This window comes from Actinacidiphila acididurans (assembly GCF_016918855.1).
In the GTDB taxonomy this organism is placed as follows: Bacteria; Actinomycetota; Actinomycetes; order Streptomycetales; family Streptomycetaceae; genus Actinacidiphila; species Actinacidiphila acididurans.
Genome location: NZ_JADKYB010000015.1, coordinates 137,403 through 156,299 on the forward strand (window position 1 = coordinate 137,403; position 18,897 = coordinate 156,299).

General features: G+C 69.6%; 15 protein-coding genes and 1 pseudogene. 11 read left to right on the plus strand and 5 right to left on the minus strand.

The window, feature by feature from the left end; translation table 11 throughout:
• The first annotated feature begins 94 nt into the window (after positions 1 to 94).
• A pseudogene (locus ITX44_RS26350) lies at positions 95 to 1,868 on the plus strand (type IV secretory system conjugative DNA transfer family protein).
• 23 nt (positions 1,869 to 1,891) lie between these two features.
• Here the strand turns inward: ITX44_RS26350 and ITX44_RS26355 are convergent.
• Positions 1,892 to 2,329 carry a DUF6228 family protein gene (locus ITX44_RS26355; RefSeq protein ID WP_205359874.1) on the minus strand — a complete coding sequence of 146 codons (438 nt, stop codon included), beginning with the start codon at positions 2,327 to 2,329 and terminating at the stop codon, positions 1,892 to 1,894.
• A 116-nt stretch (positions 2,330 to 2,445) separates the two neighbouring features.
• On the minus strand, positions 2,446 to 2,757 hold the full coding sequence (locus ITX44_RS26360) for a hypothetical protein (RefSeq protein ID WP_205359875.1): 312 nt from the start codon (positions 2,755 to 2,757) through the stop codon (positions 2,446 to 2,448).
• A gap of 331 nt (positions 2,758 to 3,088) precedes the next feature.
• Between ITX44_RS26360 and ITX44_RS26365 the strand changes: the two genes are divergently transcribed.
• Positions 3,089 to 4,255: a DnaB-like helicase N-terminal domain-containing protein gene (locus ITX44_RS26365; RefSeq protein WP_205359876.1), complete on the plus strand. Its 1,167-nt coding sequence runs from the start codon at positions 3,089 to 3,091 to the stop codon at positions 4,253 to 4,255.
• 823 nt (positions 4,256 to 5,078) lie between these two features.
• Here the strand turns inward: ITX44_RS26365 and ITX44_RS26370 are convergent.
• Positions 5,079 to 6,041: a hypothetical protein gene (locus ITX44_RS26370; protein WP_205359877.1), complete on the minus strand. Its 963-nt coding sequence runs from the start codon at positions 6,039 to 6,041 to the stop codon at positions 5,079 to 5,081.
• Positions 6,042 to 7,004: 963 nt separating this feature from the next.
• Between ITX44_RS26370 and ITX44_RS26375 the strand changes: the two genes are divergently transcribed.
• From ITX44_RS26375 to ITX44_RS26410, 8 genes are all read left to right on the plus strand, one after another.
• Entirely contained in the window at positions 7,005 to 7,604 is a 600-nt protein-coding gene (locus tag ITX44_RS26375; protein WP_205359878.1) for a DUF4913 domain-containing protein, read from the plus strand.
• Positions 7,601 to 8,365: a glycosyl hydrolase gene (locus ITX44_RS26380; RefSeq protein ID WP_205359879.1), complete on the plus strand. Its 765-nt coding sequence runs from the start codon at positions 7,601 to 7,603 to the stop codon at positions 8,363 to 8,365. Before ITX44_RS26375 ends, ITX44_RS26380 begins: the two co-directional genes overlap by 4 nt.
• Positions 8,362 to 8,844 (plus strand): type II toxin-antitoxin system RelE family toxin, encoded by a 483-nt coding sequence (locus tag ITX44_RS26385; protein ID WP_205359880.1) that lies wholly within the window; start codon positions 8,362 to 8,364, stop codon positions 8,842 to 8,844. The genes ITX44_RS26380 and ITX44_RS26385 overlap by 4 nt, the downstream gene beginning before the upstream one ends.
• Positions 8,841 to 9,521, plus strand: a complete 681-nt coding sequence (locus ITX44_RS26390) for a hypothetical protein (protein WP_205359881.1) — start codon at positions 8,841 to 8,843, stop codon at positions 9,519 to 9,521. The genes ITX44_RS26385 and ITX44_RS26390 overlap by 4 nt, the downstream gene beginning before the upstream one ends.
• Complete coding sequence (locus ITX44_RS26395; protein ID WP_205359882.1) at positions 9,518 to 10,624, plus strand: hypothetical protein; 1,107 nt, start codon at positions 9,518 to 9,520, stop codon at positions 10,622 to 10,624. Before ITX44_RS26390 ends, ITX44_RS26395 begins: the two co-directional genes overlap by 4 nt.
• 18 nt (positions 10,625 to 10,642) lie before the next feature.
• Complete coding sequence (locus ITX44_RS26400) at positions 10,643 to 11,479, plus strand: winged helix-turn-helix transcriptional regulator (RefSeq protein WP_205359883.1); 837 nt, start codon at positions 10,643 to 10,645, stop codon at positions 11,477 to 11,479.
• A gap of 85 nt (positions 11,480 to 11,564) precedes the next feature.
• Positions 11,565 to 12,416 (plus strand): SPDY domain-containing protein, encoded by an 852-nt coding sequence (locus ITX44_RS26405; protein WP_205359884.1) that lies wholly within the window; start codon positions 11,565 to 11,567, stop codon positions 12,414 to 12,416.
• 18 nt (positions 12,417 to 12,434) lie between these two features.
• On the plus strand, positions 12,435 to 13,358 hold the full coding sequence (locus ITX44_RS26410; protein WP_205359885.1) for an SPDY domain-containing protein: 924 nt from the start codon (positions 12,435 to 12,437) through the stop codon (positions 13,356 to 13,358).
• Positions 13,359 to 13,859: 501 nt separating this feature from the next.
• Here ITX44_RS26410 and ITX44_RS26415 read toward each other — a convergent pair.
• Together ITX44_RS26415 and ITX44_RS42300 are read right to left on the minus strand one after the other, a co-directional pair.
• Positions 13,860 to 14,264 (minus strand): hypothetical protein, encoded by a 405-nt coding sequence (locus ITX44_RS26415; RefSeq protein WP_205359886.1) that lies wholly within the window; start codon positions 14,262 to 14,264, stop codon positions 13,860 to 13,862.
• Positions 14,265 to 15,615: 1,351 nt separating this feature from the next.
• Positions 15,616 to 15,738, minus strand: a complete 123-nt coding sequence (locus ITX44_RS42300; RefSeq protein WP_265934298.1) for a hypothetical protein — start codon at positions 15,736 to 15,738, stop codon at positions 15,616 to 15,618.
• A gap of 254 nt (positions 15,739 to 15,992) precedes the next feature.
• On the opposite strand from ITX44_RS42300, the gene ITX44_RS26420 reads away from it, so the two are divergent.
• Positions 15,993 to 18,806 carry a hypothetical protein gene (locus tag ITX44_RS26420; protein ID WP_205359887.1) on the plus strand — a complete coding sequence of 938 codons (2,814 nt, stop codon included), beginning with the start codon at positions 15,993 to 15,995 and terminating at the stop codon, positions 18,804 to 18,806.
• Positions 18,807 to 18,897: the final 91 nt, after the last annotated feature.

The window sequence follows — 18,897 nt, forward strand, 5'->3', positions numbered from 1 at the left end:
TCGCCACACCGGCAGGAGACCCAGCCGTGACCCACAGAAGAACCCTCTTCGTCGCCGCCCATCACCTGACCTGCCCACACCCCTGGACTTCGCCATGCCATCCCCGCGTACCCGCGCGCCCTCGACCGCCACCGGCACCGACGCGCTCCTCTATCTCCTGTTCGGCGTCCTCGGCGCCGCCCTCATCTTCGGCTGCCTGGCCTGGCTGACCGGCAATCTCACCAACGCCCTCGCCGGCACCGACCCCTGGGCTCCCTTCTCAGCCACCCACGCCCTGCTTCACCCCAGCGCGCTGTGGCCACACTTGAGCCCCACCGCCGTACTGATCGGCGCCCGCATCGTTCCTGGCCTGCTCACTGCCGCAATCGCCGCCGCTGGCGCCGTGCTGTGGCTGCGTATGCGCAGCACCTCAAGGACCGGCCTCGCCCGCAAGACGGACCTTGCCCCGCTGCTGGGCAAGGAGATCGCGGTCAAGGCCCGCAGCCTGCGGCCGAGCCTGAACGGCCGGAGCTGGAAAAGACATCGCCTCCGCTGACCGTGGCATCCTGCTCGGCACGCTGTCCCCCGGGCGGGCCGAGGTGCGCGCCTCGTGGGAGGACGTGATCGTCGCGATCATGGCTCCCCGGTCCGGAAAGACCTCCGGGCTCGCGATCCCCGCGATCCTCGCCGCCCCCGGCCCGGTGCTCCTCACCTCCAACAAGGCCGCCAACGACGCCTTCACCGCCACGCTCGATGCACGCTCCGAGGTCGGTACGGTCTGGACGCTCGACCCGCAGCAGATCGCCCACCATCCGCGGGAGACATGGTGGGACATCCTGGCCGACGCCCGGGACCTGGCAGGGGCCAAGCGCCTGGCCGGACACTTCGTGGCCGCCTCAGTGGACGAGTCCAGCGGCTCCGACTTCTGGTCCACCGCCGCCTCGAACACCTTGGGCGCACTGTTCCTGGCCGCCGCCTCACACCGGCGCCCCATCACCGACGTCCTGGCCTGGCTCGCCTCCCCCGCCGACCGCACCCCGGTCGACCTACTCACCGACGCCGGCCACCACGCCGTCGCCGCCCAGCTCCAGGGCACCGTCTCCGGCGCCACCGAGACCCGCGACGGCATCTACGAGACCGCCCGGCAGTACGCCAGCTGCCTGCTCGACCCCGAAGTCGCCGCCTGGGTCACCCCAGAGAAGACGCTGCCGCAGTTCGACCCGTACGCTTTCGCCACCAGCCGCGACACGCTGTACCTGCTCAGCAAGGATGGCGGCGGCTCGGCCTCGGCGATCATCGCGGCAGCCGCCGACGCAGTGATGCGTGCCGCGGTCACCGTGGCCGAGCGCGCCAGCGGCCGGCTCGACCCTCCTGCCCTGTGCGTCCTGGACGAGGCCGCGAACGTCTGCAAGATCAGCGATTTGCCGGACCTTTACTCCCACCTGGGCAGCCGGGGCGTCATCCCCATCACGATCCTGCAGTCCTACCGGCAGGGCCAGCGCGTGTGGGGGGAGACCGGAATGGACGCCCTCTGGTCCGCCGCCACCATCAAGATCGTCGGCTCAGGGATCGACGACGCGGACTTCGCCGACCGCCTGTCCCGAATGGTCGGCGACCACGACATGCCCACGACCTCGGTCTCCACGTCCGAGTCCGGCAAGTCCACGTCCGTGTCGATGCGGGCCGAACGGATCCTGCCGCCCGACGCCGTGCGCGCGCTGCCGAAGGGCACGGCACTCCTGCTCGCCACCGGCCTGCGGATCGCAATGCTGGACCTCAAGCCCTGGTACGAGCAGCCCTCCGCCAAGGTGATCGGTCCCGCCTCGGCCGCCGCGACGAAGGCCATCACCGAACGGGCCGTCGCCAGGGCAGAAGGCCGCGCTGAATGAACCCGGAAAGCCCGCCGCCCGGCCTATCCCTGTCCCAGGAAGGCCCGCAGATCCGCAGCGAGCGTCGTCATCTCCTCGCCTCCCTCGACCACGGTCGACACCGTGCACTGCCACCCGTTGTCGAAGACGTTGGCCCGCAGCGTCCAGCTCAGGCGCACATGACCACCGCGACCGAACGTCGCAGCCACCACCAGATGGTTGGCCGTCCAGACCCTCTCGCCCTCCCAGCCACGGAAGTCCCGGGCGAGACCGTCAAAGAAGTCCTCCAGCGTGTCCCACACGTTTACCCCAACAGTCCCGACGCGGGCCCGAACCCCGTTGTCGCTGGCCTCAATACCGAAGACGACGTGGTATTCGTCTTCCCTCGCCCAGTCGAACAGCCGAACTCGCACATCCGGCGAACCCGCCGCCCCACGGACGACAAGCTCGACCTGCCCCGGACCAACCTCGATCAGACCCACGGGCCGAAGGATACGGACTTGGGCTCAGCCCGCCGGCAAACACAAGCGGCTCCTGAGGGAGGAGGCGCAAGGGGGATGCCGCGCCGCACTTCCCAGCAAAGCCTGCGCCATTGCGTTCACGGCTGGGCGTTCACCTCAATGATGAGCTCGGCCACGCTGGCGCCCGGGCTGACCAGAACATCAAACGTGTAGCCCTCATCGCAGAAGACCATCTCGACGTCATCCGGCACGAATGCCCGCATGGAGCAAGCGAGTCGAGCAGAGTCAGGCAGGGTCGCGTCCAAGTACAGGCCGGTGCCGTCTTCAGGCATGCACACCTCGCCTGGACCCTCATCAGTGGAGAAGCTCCATCTGAAGGCGCACACCTCGCTTCGTCGCGTCCCGTCGACCTCCACATCTCCCCAGAGATCCGTGATCAAGGGAGTCACGATCGCAGGGTCGATCCTCCAAGTGTGGTCGAACCGTCGAAGAACGTCATGAACTCAGCCACCCCGCATGCCTACCAGGCAAAACACCCTGCTGACCACCAACCATCGCCTCCCACCTGGAGTACGCATGCCTTCCTCCGCTTCCGTCCCTGCTGTACGGCCCTTCGACGCTGTGTCGGTTGTCCGACGCGCCGGCCGGTGGCTGCTGGCCGCTGGCCGCTGGCCGCGACACCGTTCCTGCCGGCCAAGCGCTCGCGGCCGAACTGGACCGCTTCGCGGTGGCAATGGCCGCCGCCGACAGGGCCGTCGCTGCCATACCTGCGAGCCCGCGATGAGGCCGCTACTGCGGGCAGAGCAGGCCGTCCTGGGCGCCATCCTGCTTGACCCGGATCAGCTCGACCAGCTCGACTGGCTGGAGCCCGTGCACTTCTACCGGCCCGCACATCAGGCGCTGTTCGCCGCGATGCGACGCCTCCGCTTGGCCGGGCAGACCGAGTTGGCCGACGACGGCACCGTGCCGCTGTCGTGGGTGACCGACACCGTCGCCGAAGCCGGACAGCACGTGCGAGGACTGACCACCGTCTACGCACACACCCTGGTCTCGGCCTGCCCCCGTCCCGTGCACGCACCCGTCTACGGCCGGATGGTCCTCGAAGGCGCCATCCACCGCACGGTCACCGAGCACGCCGTACGCCTCCACCAGCTCGCCCGCGCCGACGCTGCCCGCGGTGAGGTCGAGACCACCCTGCGCTATGCGGACGTCCTGGCCGCCGTGCTGGACGACCTCGCCCGACGCTGGGGCACCGGCCCCCGCCCGGCCGTCACCCCACCCATCACCCCAGGGGGCCCGGACCCTGCCGAGACTCAGGCACTGGCGGACAACGAGCGGCTCCTCCTATCCGTCCTCACCAACCGGCCGCACGGCATGGACGAAGTCGTCGGCTGGCTGCGCCCGCAGGACTTCGCCGATCCCGCCCACGGCCACCTCTACCGCTGCCTTGGCGCACTGCACCACCGCGGAGAGCCCATCGACCAGATGACGCTGCTGTGGGAGGCCCAGCGACGCGGACTCCTCGCCGACGGCACCGTGACCGGCGAGCAGATCACCACGATCTGCGACGGCACCGGTCCCGGCGGCGCCCAGTGGCTCGGCGAACAGGTGACCCGCTCCGCACTGCTACGGACAGCCGCCGCATCCGCCCACGCGATCCGCGACCTCGCCGCCACCGACACCCTGGCACCCGGCCAACTCATCAACCAAGCCCTGGCCACCCTCGGCGCCCTCGACGACATCCGGCAACGCTGGACCACCGGCACCCAGTCGCCCGCACCACCAACCCGGAAGTCCGACGAACCCGCAACCGGCCCACCCGCCAGGCAGGTGCACGCCGCACGCGCCCGCAGCGCCACACGTCCCCGGGCGCCAGCGGGGAAGGCCTCCTCACCCGCCCCTCCAGCGCCCGCTGATGTCGCACCTCGCGCAGAAAAGGGGCGGTAACATGCCCTTCCCGTCACCGACGGGGCCGCTGATCGGCAGCTTGTGCTCAGGCTACGGCGGCCTGGACCTCGGAGTGCAGGCCACGCTCGGCGGCACCGTGGCCTGGCACGCCGAAACTAGTCCCGACCCCTCCCGCACTTGGCAAGGTCGCGTCGTCCAGCTCGCCCTCGGCCTGGGCGTCCTCCGTTCCGAGGAAGGCACCGGGGTTGTCCGCGCAGACCAGGGCCAGTGAGCCGAACTTGCTTACACAGACGACGATCCGGGTTCCGCATACGGTCGCGTCCGCGGGCACGACGACGCGTCCGTACTCGCTGGAGTCCTGGGTGTCCTGCTCAGCCGTGCAGCGAGCTGCGAAATCACTTTCCAGCCGGGTCGCCGGACCGCCGAAGAAGACTGCGGCTTCACTGCGGTTTCACTCTGGGTCATGCCCTAATCCTGACGCGACAGCCACACGCGGAGCCGACCCGGGGCACCACCAAGCTCGCCCTGCCCCGACAACACCCGTTCAAGTTCAGGTAGTACTGCAACGGTGCTTGCGGTGACTGCTGGCCAGTTCGGTGGTTGGTGTGGTTACGCGTGGAGACCTTGCTGATGTCAGGTTGTAGGCGCGTGAACTGAACGTTTTGCATATGCGGTTCGTGCATCGGTTCAACCGTTCAGAACCCCGCGAGTCAGCTCTCGCACATATGAGAGGGCTGATCACTCCGCTGCAGCGCAAGAACGGCTGAGCCTTCGCGAATTGGACACGGACCTCATCCGGGATGCCTATCCCACATCAACGAGCCATGAGAGTGGAAGCAACACCTTAATGATCTGCAAGCCTTTATCTCTTGCCGCCCCCGTCCCAGAACAACTCCTCAAATCGCTGATACTCGCGGCCTAGGCTCACCCTCCCTGTGTAGTTGGCGAGCGTTGCAAGGAAGAGACGCGGTCCCGCCCAAGCGCCAGTCGACCACAATCGGATCAACCACGCCGGAGCCGTGCCGAGGTTTTGTGACAGCTCAACCCACGACGCCGTGTCGGCGGCATGCTCGCCGTGCGCCATCGACGACCCGCTCGTCCAGGCGTACCCCTCGATCCCGATTCGGCGCTCAAGGTTCTCGGTGAGCCAATCAATCGAAAGGGGCGTGATCTCGGAGGCGCGGCGGCTCTTCTTCACGGGCCAGCCCCGGCCCTTGGCGTAGATCACGATGTCGGCGATGTCCTTCGCGGGATCGCGGTTGGTCCCATGTGCGTCATCGACGTCGCCGTCGTTGTCGATGACCTGGTCGACGTCGGTGACACCACCGCCGAGCATGTCCTTGAGACGGATACCTGCCGAGAGCCGTGCGAGACGACGCGTCAGGGCACGTTGCAGACGCTCGTCAGTGGTGATGGTCGGGTCGATCACCGCTGTGGCCCACAGGCACGCCTCGAAGATGCCGCGCGCGACCGAGACCGCACCCATCAACGATGCCTCCGCGCGAAGCAGGACGGCGAAACCCCGAAGCTGATCGGCGGCGCTAAGGATGTTGACCGTTGATTCATACCTGAGAATCGTCGCGGCTGGTTCGGCGCGGTCGCCGAGCAGGACGTCGGGGGCCTTCATGTCCTCTCGCGCCGGGCTCTTTCGCCCCACTTTCCAAGACTTGAGGCCCAACTGCGTGAATCCATCCGCTATTTCGTCGACCGCTACCGCGAGCGCGTCGCGACGCTCATGCGCCTCCTGTGTGCCTCGGTTCAGCCGGTCGATGAATTCCATCGCCCACGCCTCGTCGTTCCTGCTGGCATCGCCCTCGCCTGTCACGCGCCACACCCTGCCAGAAGGCACCGACCAGGGAAAGGCGTTTCCCGTCATGGGAAGTCGCGCCGGGATACCGTCACGTACTCACGCTCACACCGATCTGGATGCGCGCGGCATCCCGGTCGAGAAGTCCCACGAGGCCTGCTGAACGCCCAGCGGTTGCCAGACGCTCTTATCCTGACGACGGAGGAACGGCAAGTGCTCCTCTCTCCACCCTCGGCAAGCCGGAGGATCACGACCAGTCCGGCCCTAGTCACCGTCGTCACCCGCCACGCGATCGACCACCCCGTCCACGACCTGTTCCCCGCCCTGCCACGACAGAGATCGAGTGGCTCCTGCTGACCCCGAAGGCGTCGGACGGAATCAAGGGCTCACCGAACCAACGGCACGGCAACGGCGACCTGACCCTGTCCAGCGCGGCAGCCTCCCTGCGGCCCACGCCCGAGACAGGCTGCGCCTCTGGACGCCGTCGGGAGAAAAACCTGCGAGCACCCCGCTCAACGGCGATCTTGCCGCTGCGGCAGGAAACGCCGCCGGCCTCGGAGAGCACGGAGTGCGGTGGCGACCGTACGCCACTGCCATCGCCCGATGGGAGACGCTCACCCGCCCGGCACCGCCACCGACCGACGCGGCTGGCCGTATGCGCGCGGACTTTAGGGCCTGCCAGCGGGCTGGGTCACCGGGACGCCGGGCCTGGGCCGGCCCGCCCAGCTCACGGCCCTCGGCAACGGCGTCATCCCCCAACAAGCCGCGCACGCTCTCCGGTTGCTCGCGCCGCCGTTCCCCCGCTGCGTCCGCTGCCTGGCGCCGTAGCCCCTTATCTCCTCTTCGCGGTCCGGTCAAATCCCTGATTCCGCGGATCCTCTTCCCCGCACCGCGCGCCGAGCGAAGGAGTACCGCGATGACCTGCAGAAGAGCGCAGAGCACTCCGCCTCGCCCTGCTCGCTCCCACCTGATGGATCCGCCATGTCCGAACCCAGCACGGCCGCCCCCACCTCCGAGCCTGAGCCGTTCCGTATCCAGGACGACGATCTCGACGACCTCGCCAGCACCCTCGCCAAGACCATCGACGAGGTGCGCCACCACGGCGTCATCCTCGACCGCCTCGCCTCAGAACCCGACCCTGCCCCAGCTCTCCCGGCAGCCGGAGAAGCGGCGGGCACCGACGCGGAGCAGGGTGAGCGCCCGGCGTCGCTGTTCATCCTCGCCCTGGGCGGCGAGAAGTACGCCACCGAGCTGGCCGCACTCGCTGACTGGGTCGACTACCTTCTCCTGCCGGTCTACGGCCGGGAAATCAGCACCACCCGCCCGTGGTGCCACCAGTGGTACGAACACCCCGAGGCCGTCGCCCGTCTCCACGGGCTCTGGCTGGCCTGGCAGCAGTACACGGACACTGAGGCCGGCCTGTCTGGCCCCTCAACGTGGCACCGGGACCACCTCGACCACGCCCTCGCGCAACTCCGCGCAGCGGATGGGCCGTTCGCCGCATGTACCACCAGCCCGGCCCGGCCGACCCACCGGCTGCTGACCACCCCCGCGCCTGAACCGACAGGCGGTGACCGGTGAACGACGGACCCGACTTCGCCCTGGACGGGCTCCGGCCCGCCGACATCGACTCCGAGCAGGCCATGGACAGCCTGTGGGCGAGCGACCTGCAGCTCATCGTCGAGCACCACTCCCCGGACGGGTCGCGCAGCTACCTCGTAGCCCACGACACCTCCGTGACCTGGGGCACACCCGGCCAGCCGCAACTCACCGCAATCATGATCGCCCGCGATGTCCAGCGCCGTACGTTCGTCCTGCAGGCCGGATACCACGCCGAACTGTCGTTCGCTCAAGCCTGGCTGATCGAGCGTGGCTGCCCGCCTGACGAAGCCATCACCTACGTGGGCGAGTTCATGGAAGCCTCCGACGACCTCACCCGCCGCGTAGAGCAGAAGATCCGCGAGGCAGGACAGCGCTACGACGTGCTGGAGTCCTGGACCTGGGACGACGCTCCATGCGAGACCTGGATCCTTGCCCGCGACACCCTCGCGGCCCAGAACCCGATCCGCGTCTTCCTCAAAGACGCCGACCTGGACGCGTTCGCCTACACGGTGCGGGAAGGCGCTTTCCCCGACGAGGACGCTGCCCGCGAATGGCTGAACACCCGCAACGGCCCCCTGCCGCCTCCGCCCGAAGACCGCGGCGACACGACCGCACTGCGTACCCACGCCGCTCTCACCCGGTCCCCGGGCACCGCCCCCCTCACGACGGCCTGCGGGCTCGACACCCTTCCCCCATCTCCCACCACCGCGCAGCAGCCGAATCCGGGCAGGTCACTGTGACCTCCGCGCGCTATGCCTTCGCCGCCCACCCCGAAGCCCTCGCCGACCTGCGCAGCCTGCCCGAACCCATCCGGGACCAGGCGCTACTGCACCTACAGGACCTCATCCACGGCGAACGCGTCGCCACGCGCCTGGAGGGCCGGCTCGAAGGCTTCCACAAGGTCCTCCTCGGCGTCGGCTCAGACTGGGCCAGCCACCGCCTCGTCGTCCAGTTCCGGCCCGCACCTCCTACCTCAAGGCACCACCGGGAGGTGTACCTCGTCGCTGCCGGCCCCCGTAAGGACTACGCGGTTTACCGCGCCGCCCAGCAGCGCACCGGCCGTACCCAGGCCCCGCCGCTTGACCCGGCGACCGCCGCCCGCATCCGCGCGGCCCAATCGCGCTCCCCGCACGCCGGCGCCCTCTCTCCCACCGCGCAGGCCGTACCGGTTGCGTACAGCACCAGTACACCCGCCGACGCGCGAAAGATCATCCGGTGACCGCCGACCGCGCCCCTCTGGAGCACGCGGATCTGGCCGAACTGCTCACCGGCGCCGCGCAGCGCATCTCCGACCTCATCAGCGCCGAGTACCCCGCCCCCGTCGGCCGCTCCTACTTGCGCCCCGTCTTGGGCCCGCTCTCCGCCGGCCCAGGCATCGTCGGCGAGCTGACCGAGCGGCTCGAAGGACTCTTCGCCGAGCCGCTTCCCACCAGCAGCGCGAGCCTGTTCATCCTCGCCTCCTACGCCTCCGCGCTCGGCTGGCTCACCGAGAGCCTCGTGGAGCTCACGGAGACGGTGGCACTGGTGCCCGGCCTCCTCGACACGGTCACCGAGGCTGTCCTCAACCACTCCGAAGTCCCTGGCCCACACAGGGTCGAAGAGCTGATCCAGGACTTCGCCGCCCTGTTCACCGACGACGAGTGGAACAGCATGCTCGGCGCCGCCGAGGCCACCGGCCTGCCGGCCGAGGCTTACGTGATCACGGCCGGGGTGGTGAGCGCCGCCGCGCTCACCTTTCGCACCGACTGCGAGGAGATCGCCTCCGGGCTGCGCGAGGACGCCTCGTACGTGGCGACGCAGGCGCCCGGCCGCGCCGCGACCGGCGAGGGCTCCGGCAGCCTGCCCGCGCTGGTGCGCTCCCTGCTCGCCCGCATGGAAATGGAGACGGCGCAATGAACCCCCACGACCCAGCCGTACGGCCCGGCGCGCGCCTGGTCGCCGACGGCCTAGGGGTCGACGACCCCAGGGACCTCAGCGATCGCCACCCGTCGGACGACCCGCTGCGCGCCGTCGGCTGGATGGTCGCCGCCGCCGCGCTCGAGGTCGACGCCCTGCACGCCGACCTCATCCGTGCCGCACAGTCCGCGATCGACGTCCTCGAACCCATCAGCCGTGGTGAAGCCCCGCGGACGCTGGGATCGTACGGCCTCTTCGAGGCAACTGGCCCGCGCATCGAACTGCTGGCCGCCCGGCGCAGTGCTGCTTACGAGCACCTGACCCGCGCGGTGTCCGCCTACCAACGTCTGCTGCTCGAGACCGCCGACCCGTCCGCTGCTCATGAAAACAAGCAACATCTGGACGCCGCAGACCCCGGCCGGGACGATGACTGGGCTGTTGCGGGCGAGCGGCAGACCGTAGCTCTGCGGGCGGTCGCCCGGGGCGGACTGCGCCTTGGCTGCACCGCCATCGGTAACGACCCGTACGTCGCCGGCGACACTGGCGACCGCCCAGCCGTGTGGCCGGAGACAGTGCAGCGGATGCTCGCCGGTGGACTGCTGCACCTCGACACGAGCACGTCCCTCTACGAGGGACAGCGCCTGTCCCTCACCGACCGGGGCGAAGCAGCCCTACGGGCCACCGACAGCCAGACGTCCGCAAGCCGCGTCCATGCCGGTGCGAATGACGCGCCGGACAGGCCCCCCGCGCAGGAGGAGCTGGTGGCGCTGGAGGAGATCGAGCACGGCCGCGTGCTGGTCATGGAACGCGGCTTCCGCAACGGCTTGTACGTCGCCACCGACAGCAGTGCCCGTATCTCCCTGACCACCGTCGACCTGATGCAGACCGAGGGCTGGGTCGTACGGGACACCACCAGCGCCCTCAGCGTCGGGCAGGTCCTGTCGCTCACCCCGCGCGGCGAAGCCGCCCTACGCACCGGCCGCGCCCAGGACCCGCGCGCTACTGCCGCGCTGCGCCGCACCGCCCACAGCAGCGGCCCCACGCCCGAGCAGGGTAGCCCCGCCGGCCTCAATACCGCAGCGCGACCGGCACGCTCCCGCTGAATGAGAGGAACCTTGCCCATGCCCACGTTCACCCAGCCCCTCACCCCCGCATTCGGCGCCTTCGACTCGCAGCGCGTCGAGGACACCCTGGCCCTGATGGCGCCGAAATGGACCACCTGGTCCCTGCAGACCCTCGCCCAGCGCGGGGGACCGATGCGGGTACGCGACATCGCCACCCGCCTGCCCTTCGTCAGCGAGCAGTTCGTCAGCAAGCGCCTCGCCCAGATGCAGGCCGACGGACTGGTGATCCGAGTCGGTGACCGCCGCGGCGCCCCGTACCAGCTCAGCGCATTCGGTGCGGCGCTGGTCCCGGTACACCACGCGCTGGCCGACTGGTCCGAAAGCCACCTCAAGCTCGGCCCCATGGCCGGCGCCGAACGTGTCGAAGACGCCCTGCGCCGACTGCACCTGCGCCACTCCACCACTGTCATCCAGGCACTCGGCAGCGGACCGATGCGGTTCGTGGCCATCGCCGAGCAGAGCGGGCTCGACGACAGCTATGCGCGCGCCCGCCTGGTCCGGCTCCAGTTCGACGGCCTGGTCACCCGCACCGGACCCCGGCACGGCGACCCCTATACCCTCACCCACGCCGGAGCAGCGCTGGGCCCGGTCTATGCCGCTGTCGCCCTCTGGTACGACGCCGCCGCAGCCGCCCGCCGCCACACTGCCGCTCCGGCCGTGGCGGAGACCCGCGTCTCCACCGGGGCCGTCCTGCCGCCGGAGGGCGCTCGATCCACGGCGGCCCTGCGCCGCAGCCCGCTCGTACCAGGCGCCCTGTTCAGCCCCGCAGCCCAGGCGCAGCCACCTGTACCGACAGCCGTCACCGCCGCGGCCGTGCCGTTCCGCGGCAGGTGACCGGCGTGGAACACCTCGCCAGACCCGCACGCCTCCCCTCGTCCGGCCGACGCCCCACCCCACCGTTCCCCGGAGCACACCCGCCATGAATGCCCAGCAGCCCGACGAACAGCACCCCGACCTGCACGTCCTGGTCACCCCTGCGTACCTGGCCGGACGCGGGAACCCCGCCGACCTCTCCAACTCTCTGTACGCGCACCGCGACTGGGGCTGGACAAGCACCGACACCGGGCAGATCTTCGTCAGCCCCCGCCACGACACCCACATCGCCTACCTGCCCCAAGGCCGTTACGGCGGCTGGAAAGTCACCCAGTACCGGGAACCCCTCGGCATGCCCATCTGGTCGGCCACTTTCAGCCCCAACACCCCGACCGAGATCATCTCCGCCTTCACCGACGCCCTGATCGACCGCCTGGCCAGCGACCACCCCCACTCCTGGAACTCCGGCCCGGCGGGCCAGGTCACTCGGCCCGCCGACACACTTGCTGAGCGAGGGTGGCGCAACACCGACACCAACTTGGACTTCTGCCACCGCTCCCCGGACGGACACGCCTACCTCAGCGAAAGCCGCCACGGAGTCAACGACTACGCCGAACTCGAAGGCGGCTACCGGGCACGGTGGACGATGTACGCCTGCGTCGACGTGGTCAACGGCGAGCGCTGGCACGCCGACTTCACCAACCGCACGCCCCTCCACCTGATCACCGAGGTGACGCGGGCGTTCAGCAGCACCGAACCCGTAGAGCGACCGCGCTCCGGCATCCCCGAGCGGAACCTGCCCTACGTGACCATCACGCCCATCGCAGATGACGTGTCGGATCACCGCCAGTCGGCCGCCCTCACCCGTACCGGACGCGGCCTGCCTATCGGGCCCTCGCTGGAGACCGGTACGGCCGCCCCCAACCCCAGCTCGCCTCTGCGCTCCCGGCGCCGCTGACGGACCGAGGAGGATCGCATGCCGTACAACGCAGACGACGAACAGTGGCGCGAATACCTCGTCACCCCCCGCTACCTCGCCGGGTCGGACGGCACCGGCGACGTCGGCTTCGCTCCCGTCGCCCACTGGCCCCACCACCACCTGGACGACGGCCCCTGCCAGCTCATGGTCACGTCACCCGACGGGCGGATCCGCATCGGCTGGTTCGGCGACGACTACGACCTGTGGAAGATCACCTCCGCCGAGGACGCCGTCTCCGCACCCCGCTGGACCGCGACCTTCAACCACGTCACCCCAGCCGAGATCGTCGCCGGCCTCACCGCCGCCCTGGCCCGCGACTACGCCAACAGCACGGACGACAACCACCGTTTCCTCGCGCCTCCGTCGCTGTACTGGGCGGATGCCGTTCAGCCCCTGATCAACGTCGGCTGGACCCGCGCCGCGGCCGAGCGCGGCACGGTCGAGCTCATCGCGCCGGACCGCCTGGCAGGCGTCCTGATCGACAACCGCTTCTCCGGCTGGAACGACGAAACCGTGACGCTGTGGGCCGGCCCGCCCGGCTGGGGCACCCGCGCCGAAGCGGTCTTCACCACCCGCACCCCCGCCCACCTGATCGCTGCAACAGCCGCCGTCATGGCCGACCCCACACCCGTGATCCGCGAACGCCAGCAGATCGACCCCCGCATGCAGCACCTGGTCACCCTCACCCTCGTCGATCCGCCCCCTCCGCAGGCCCGCCGCGCCCCGACTCCACTCGACGTACGCCGGGCTGCCGTCGTCCATGCGGTCCAACGTGCCAGCGGCGACTCGTATACGGACGTGCGCGTCCGAGCCGCGCGGATCCGTACCGCGCTGTCGGCGGAGAACCGACCGGACAGGGCTGGGCAGCCCCCTGGGGCCGCTCCGTCGGGCAGCGTGCCGACGCCGCGGCATAGTCGCTGACCAGGTACCGGCCTAGACCGCGCCAGCCCTACGCAGAGCCTTCGTTTCCGGCGCCACCGAGCGAGAGGAACCGGGGGTCGGCAAGGTCCCGGAGGAGCAGGCCGGTGATGAACGCGGCGATGGCGAGGTTCCGCACGACCGGGTGGCGGGCCCGTGAGCCGGAGCCGACGCCTACGGCGTTGCCTTACTGAAGCGCTCGACGTCCTGGCGGGCTTCGCGCAGTTTCTCCTCGGCACGGGCGAGGGCCTCATCGGCTGTACGCAGTTCGTCTTCCGCTTCGTGCTCGGTCCAGGTGGCGTGCTCGGCGTCGTCCTCGGCCCGGCGCAGCTGTTCGTGCAGCTCGCGGACCTTCCGCTCCGCGCGTTCGCGGGCGCCGCGGGTCCGGTCGTAAGCCTTTTTCGCCTCACGCCGAGTAGCCTGCTGCTGGTGGACGCGGGTCCCGGCGTCGGTGAGGGCCTGGTGGGCGCGTTCCAGCTCCGCCTGACACTGCCGGCGACGGCGTTATGCGAGCTCGTCCCGGTCCTTGCCCTTGCCGGGGTGCTCCGGGCCGCGGCCGGGCGACGGGGCGGCTGCGGGAGCGGCGGCCGTACGGGCGCCGCCGGCGGGAGCGAAGGTCGAAGGCGGGGTGAGCGGGGCGGTGAGGGTGCCGTTCGCCCACTCCTGGGCGGCTTCAGGGTCGGCGACCGCAGCGCGCAACGTGGTCTCCAGCTCGCGCTGAACGCTCTGGCCGATGCGGTGACCGGCTTCGGCGGCCAGCCACACTGCCTGCTGGGACAGAGCCGAGATGATCCGCCACTGCTGCCCCGACAGCTCCCGCGTCCGCCGCGCGTCCAGTTCCCCGTGCGCCTGCCGCAGCGCTTCACCCAGCTCAAGGAACGCCGCGGTTTCGTCCGGCCGGCGGCGCACCAGCAGGTTGCTCGCCCACGCCGACAGGGAGGGCTTGCGCAGGGCCGCGATGGCGCGGGCGGCGTTACGGTCGCCGGCCCTGCGCGCGGCCGCGGCCTTCTCGTCCCGCAGCGCGGTGAAGCCGTCGGGCGGCGCGGCGTACAGCTCATCGGTGACGGCCTGGACGTCGACCGGGGTACCGGCCCGATCCTAATTGCCGCGCCCCCGGCTGCGCGCGGGTCCGGCCTTCGCACGGGGCGGCACGACTTCCACTCCGGCATACCTGGCGCCCTTCCGGCGCAGTGACCTGTTCCATGCCCCCAGCCTCACCCCGGCCCGCCACGAGCGCATGGCGGGTTGGGTGGGTCGGGCGACCAAGTCGACGACTGCCTCGCCGGTCATCCCACCGGACCGGTCACCGACCAGGAAGCCAGGACTCCTGGTGCGCAACGTCCGGCCTGCCCTCGGCAACGTCGTCGGGGGTGCTGACGACGGGAGTTCTCGGCAACCAGTCGACGGCGGCGTTGTGGCTGGTGACCAAACCTTCCGCCCGAGCGCGGGCGCCCAGGTGGGTGAGGATGTCGCCGACGGCTCCTTGCGGATAGAACCAGGAGCCAAGAAGGTTGAAGGCGCGACGCGGACACACCGAACCGGATCACACACGTGACCACCACCGAGGCAGCGTTCATAGAGGTCAAGATGATCAGCCGTACTCACGCCGACCTGACCACGCAGGGACGGCTGCCTTCCGTGCACCTCGTCGACGCTGGCTACGTCGATGGCCGCAACTTGACCGCCGCCTGCCGGGACAGGGTCGTCGAGCTGCTCGTCCGCCATGGCCTGTCTTCAGAGGAAAACCGGCCAGCTACAGCACGGATGCCTTCACCATCGACTGGGACACGCGCGCGGCCGCCTACCCAACGGTCAGACCAACGTCGTGTGCCGGCAGGAATCCCGTCGTCTACGTCCGGTTCGCCGGCTGGCACTGCACCCCCGCCCGGAACGCGGAAAATGCGCAACGCCCCGAACCAACCAAGTGCACCCTCATGCTCTGTCTCCGCGAGGCCCTGCGGCAGGCTGGCGCGGCCACGGACCGCGACGAGTGGAAGCGGCGCTACGACCTGTGTGCCGGAGTCGAGGCCAGCATCGCCCACTTCAAAGCAGCTACGTCCCGCCAGCCGACGGTGGCGGGACGCACGGGTGGGGGTCATTTTCCAACATCGTCCCTCTGGTGGCGACCCATTTCACTGTTGCTGAGCGCGAGCTGAGCTGAGCGCTCCGCGTTCTCTACAGGCCAGTTGAATCTCAGCGCTTCTGCATCTCCCGATCGTGGGAGGGCGTGGTTGCGCCCCACGGTCTACAGGGGGTGCGGCTAGGAGAAGATGTGCTCCAAGACCCAGGTGGTGACGGCTCGGGCGATGCCAGAGAGGGTGCCGCTCAGAGCCATGCGGACCAGCGTCAGTCGTTCGCTGCGGTTCAGGTGCGTGCTAGACATGCGGGCCTCACGGTTGCGTGGGGTGGGCGGGTGGTCGGCCGGCCGGCTTGTCTTCCAGCCTCGGGGCCTGGTGAGGTGCCCGGTCCAGTTGCGACGAGAGCCCAATGTGTCCGGTAATTCGCCCTGTTCAGGCGGCACGCGCGCGGCGGTGCGGTGATGATGGTGCGATGAATGGCGACGGGGGGAGCGGTCCGGGGCGTCGGCCGCGGGTCCTGGAGCGGGCACGGGTGGGCTGGCCGCGTGCGCTGAGTGCGTTGAAAGGCCTGCTGTACGAGGTGTATAGGGCGGCGGGTACGCCGAGCCTGGACGAAATCGTCAAGGACATAACCGAGGACAACGAGCTGCCTGGGGCGCCGGGCCGGGACACTGTCCGCCGCTGTATCAGCGATCCCACCGTGCCGCCGAGGCAGGCTGACGTGGTGGCTATCGCGCGGGTCCTTGCCCGTCGGGCAGCGATGGACGCCGATGACCTGGCAGCACGGATACGGAACCTGTGGGTCGAGGCCGGGACGGCCCAGGCCGCCGGCCGGCCGATCGGCGAGTTCGACGACCGGCTCGTCATGGACGACCTCGAAGTCCACCCGTCCCTCGATACAGCCGTGGGTCAGGGGCTGGATATGCTCCCCGCTTACGTCCCACGTAGTCATGACAACCGCTTGGCCGCGGTGGTCCAGGCCGCCCGTGAGGGCCGAAGTGGCATCGTAGTCCTGGTCGGTGGGTCGTCCACAGGCAAGACCCGGGCCCTGTGGGATGCGGTAAAAGGCCTGCCGCACGGCTGGCGTCTGTGGCACCCCCTCGCCCCAACACGTGCGGATGCCCTCTTGGCGGGACTGATCAATGTGGCGCCGCAGACGGTGGTATGGCTCAACGAGGCCCAGGACTACCTGCAGCCGGCCCCGCTGGGGGAGCAGGTCGCAGCGGGGCTGCGCACACTACTCAACGACCCCGTCCGGGGCCCAGTGCTGGTCGTTGCCACCTTGTGGCCGGGCCACTGGGAGACCCTGACCGCCTCGGGGGCGGCGCATGCACAGGCGCGGGAACTGCTGAGCGGGCATGAGATCCACGTGCCCGACGCCTTCACGCAGGCCGACCTCGCGCGCCTCGCAGAGTACGCGCCTACTGATCCCAGGCTGCGGGCAGCCGCCGACCATGCCGCGGACGCGCAGATCGCCCAGTACCTGGCCGGCGCGCCCGTCCTGCTCGCCCGATACCGTGCCTCTCGCGGCATCACTCGCGGGCTCATCCATGCTGCGATGGACGCCCGGCGCCTGGGTGCCGGCCCCTATCTGCCCTTGGCGTGGCTGGTCGATGCCGCCCCCGCCTACCTCACCGACACTGAATGGAACGCCATAACAGCGGGAGGCATGGAGTGGCTCGCTTCCGTCCTTGAATACCTCACGCCCCGTGATGGCGTCCCCGGCATCCTCACCCCTGTCAGCACAGGCAAGCCCCGCAACCAGCGGATCTCCCGTGCCCGCACGGGCTCACCGGAGCCCACACAAGGCCCGAGAAGTCCGCTGTACCAGCTCGCCGACTACCTCGGTCAACACGCCCGCACCGAACGCCGCGCGCAGATCCCACCCATCGGATTCTGGACCGCAGCCGCCATGCGGGCGCACCCTGCCGACAAGGGCGCCCTCGGCCGCTCCGCCCAGGATCGTGGCCTATACCGGGACGCCGCCCAACTGTACAAATACGCCGCGCACCACGACCCCATCTCCGCCGCTGCTCTCATAAGGCTCCTCCACAGCCTCAGCCCGCTGGACCGCGCCCCCGCCCAGTGGGCCGCCGCTGAAGTGGACCTCACCAACCCCGACGGCGCGGCCGACCTTCTGGATGCTTTAAGTGAGGTGGGAGCGACCGAGCAGACCATGGCCGTGGCGAACCGTGTCGTCGCCGAGGCCGACCTCACCAACCCCGATGGCGCGGCCAGCCTCCTGGATGCTTTGGGTGAGGCGGGGGCAACCGAGCAGACCACCATCGTGGCCAACCGCGTCGCCATTGAGGCCGACCTCACCAACCCCGACAGCGCGGCCAGCCTCCTGGGGGCCCTGCGTGAAGCGGGAGCGACAGAGCAGGCAACGTCCGTGGCCAACCGCGTCGCCATCGAGGCCAACGTCAGCTACCCAGGCGGCGTGGCCAGCCTCCTGGAGGCCCTGCGTGAAGCGGGAGCAACCGAGCAGACCACCATCGTGGCCAACCGTGTCGTCGCCGAGGCCGACCTCACCAACCCCGACGGCGCGGCCGACCTTCTGGATGCTTTAAGTGAGGTGGGAGCGACCGAGCAGATCATGGCCGTGTCGAACCGTGTCGTCGCCGAGGCCGACCTCACCAACCCCGACAGCGCGGCCGATTTCCTGAACGCCCTGCGTGAGGCGGGGGCAACCGAGCAGACCACCATCGTGGCCAACCGCGTCGCCATCGAGGCCAACGTCAGCTACCCAGGCGGCGTGGCCAGCCTCCTGGAGGCCCTGCGTGAAGCGGGGGCAACCGAGCAGACCACGGTTTTACTGAGCCGCAACCCCGCTGCCGAAGCGGACCTCACCAACCCCGACGGCGTGGCCAGCCTCCTGGAGGCCCTGCGTGAAGCGGGAGCAAGCGAGCAGACCACGGTTTTACTGAGCCGCAACCCCGCTGCCGAAGCGGACCTCACCAACCCCGACGGCGTGGCCAGCCTCCTGGAGGCCCTGCGTGAAGCGGGAGCAAGCGAGCAGACCACAGTTTTGCTAAGCCGCGTCGCCGCCGGAGCCGACCTCACCAACCCTGACGGCTTGTTCCGGCTCCTGGGGGCCCTGCGTGAAGCGGGAGCAACCGAGCAGATCAGCGTCGTGGCGAACCGCGTCGCCGCCGGAGCCGACCTGACCAACTCTGACAGTTTGTTCCGGCTCCTGGGGACCGTGCGCGAGGCGGGAGCGGCCGAGCATATCACCGCTCTATCCGAACGCCTGCCCGGCGCAGGGCGTTTCCACCTATTCATCAGAATTACCGGTCTTACGCAAAAGTACCTGTACGGACGAGAACCCGACGGAACTGCTGCTGACGCTTGGACCTGGTCGGATTTGGGCTGACCCCGAGTACCGAAGGTGCTGGGTAACTGATCGAAGAGTCTCCGCGCAGTCAATCTCACAATGGCAGCATTTGTGCAGTCCACGTGCACGA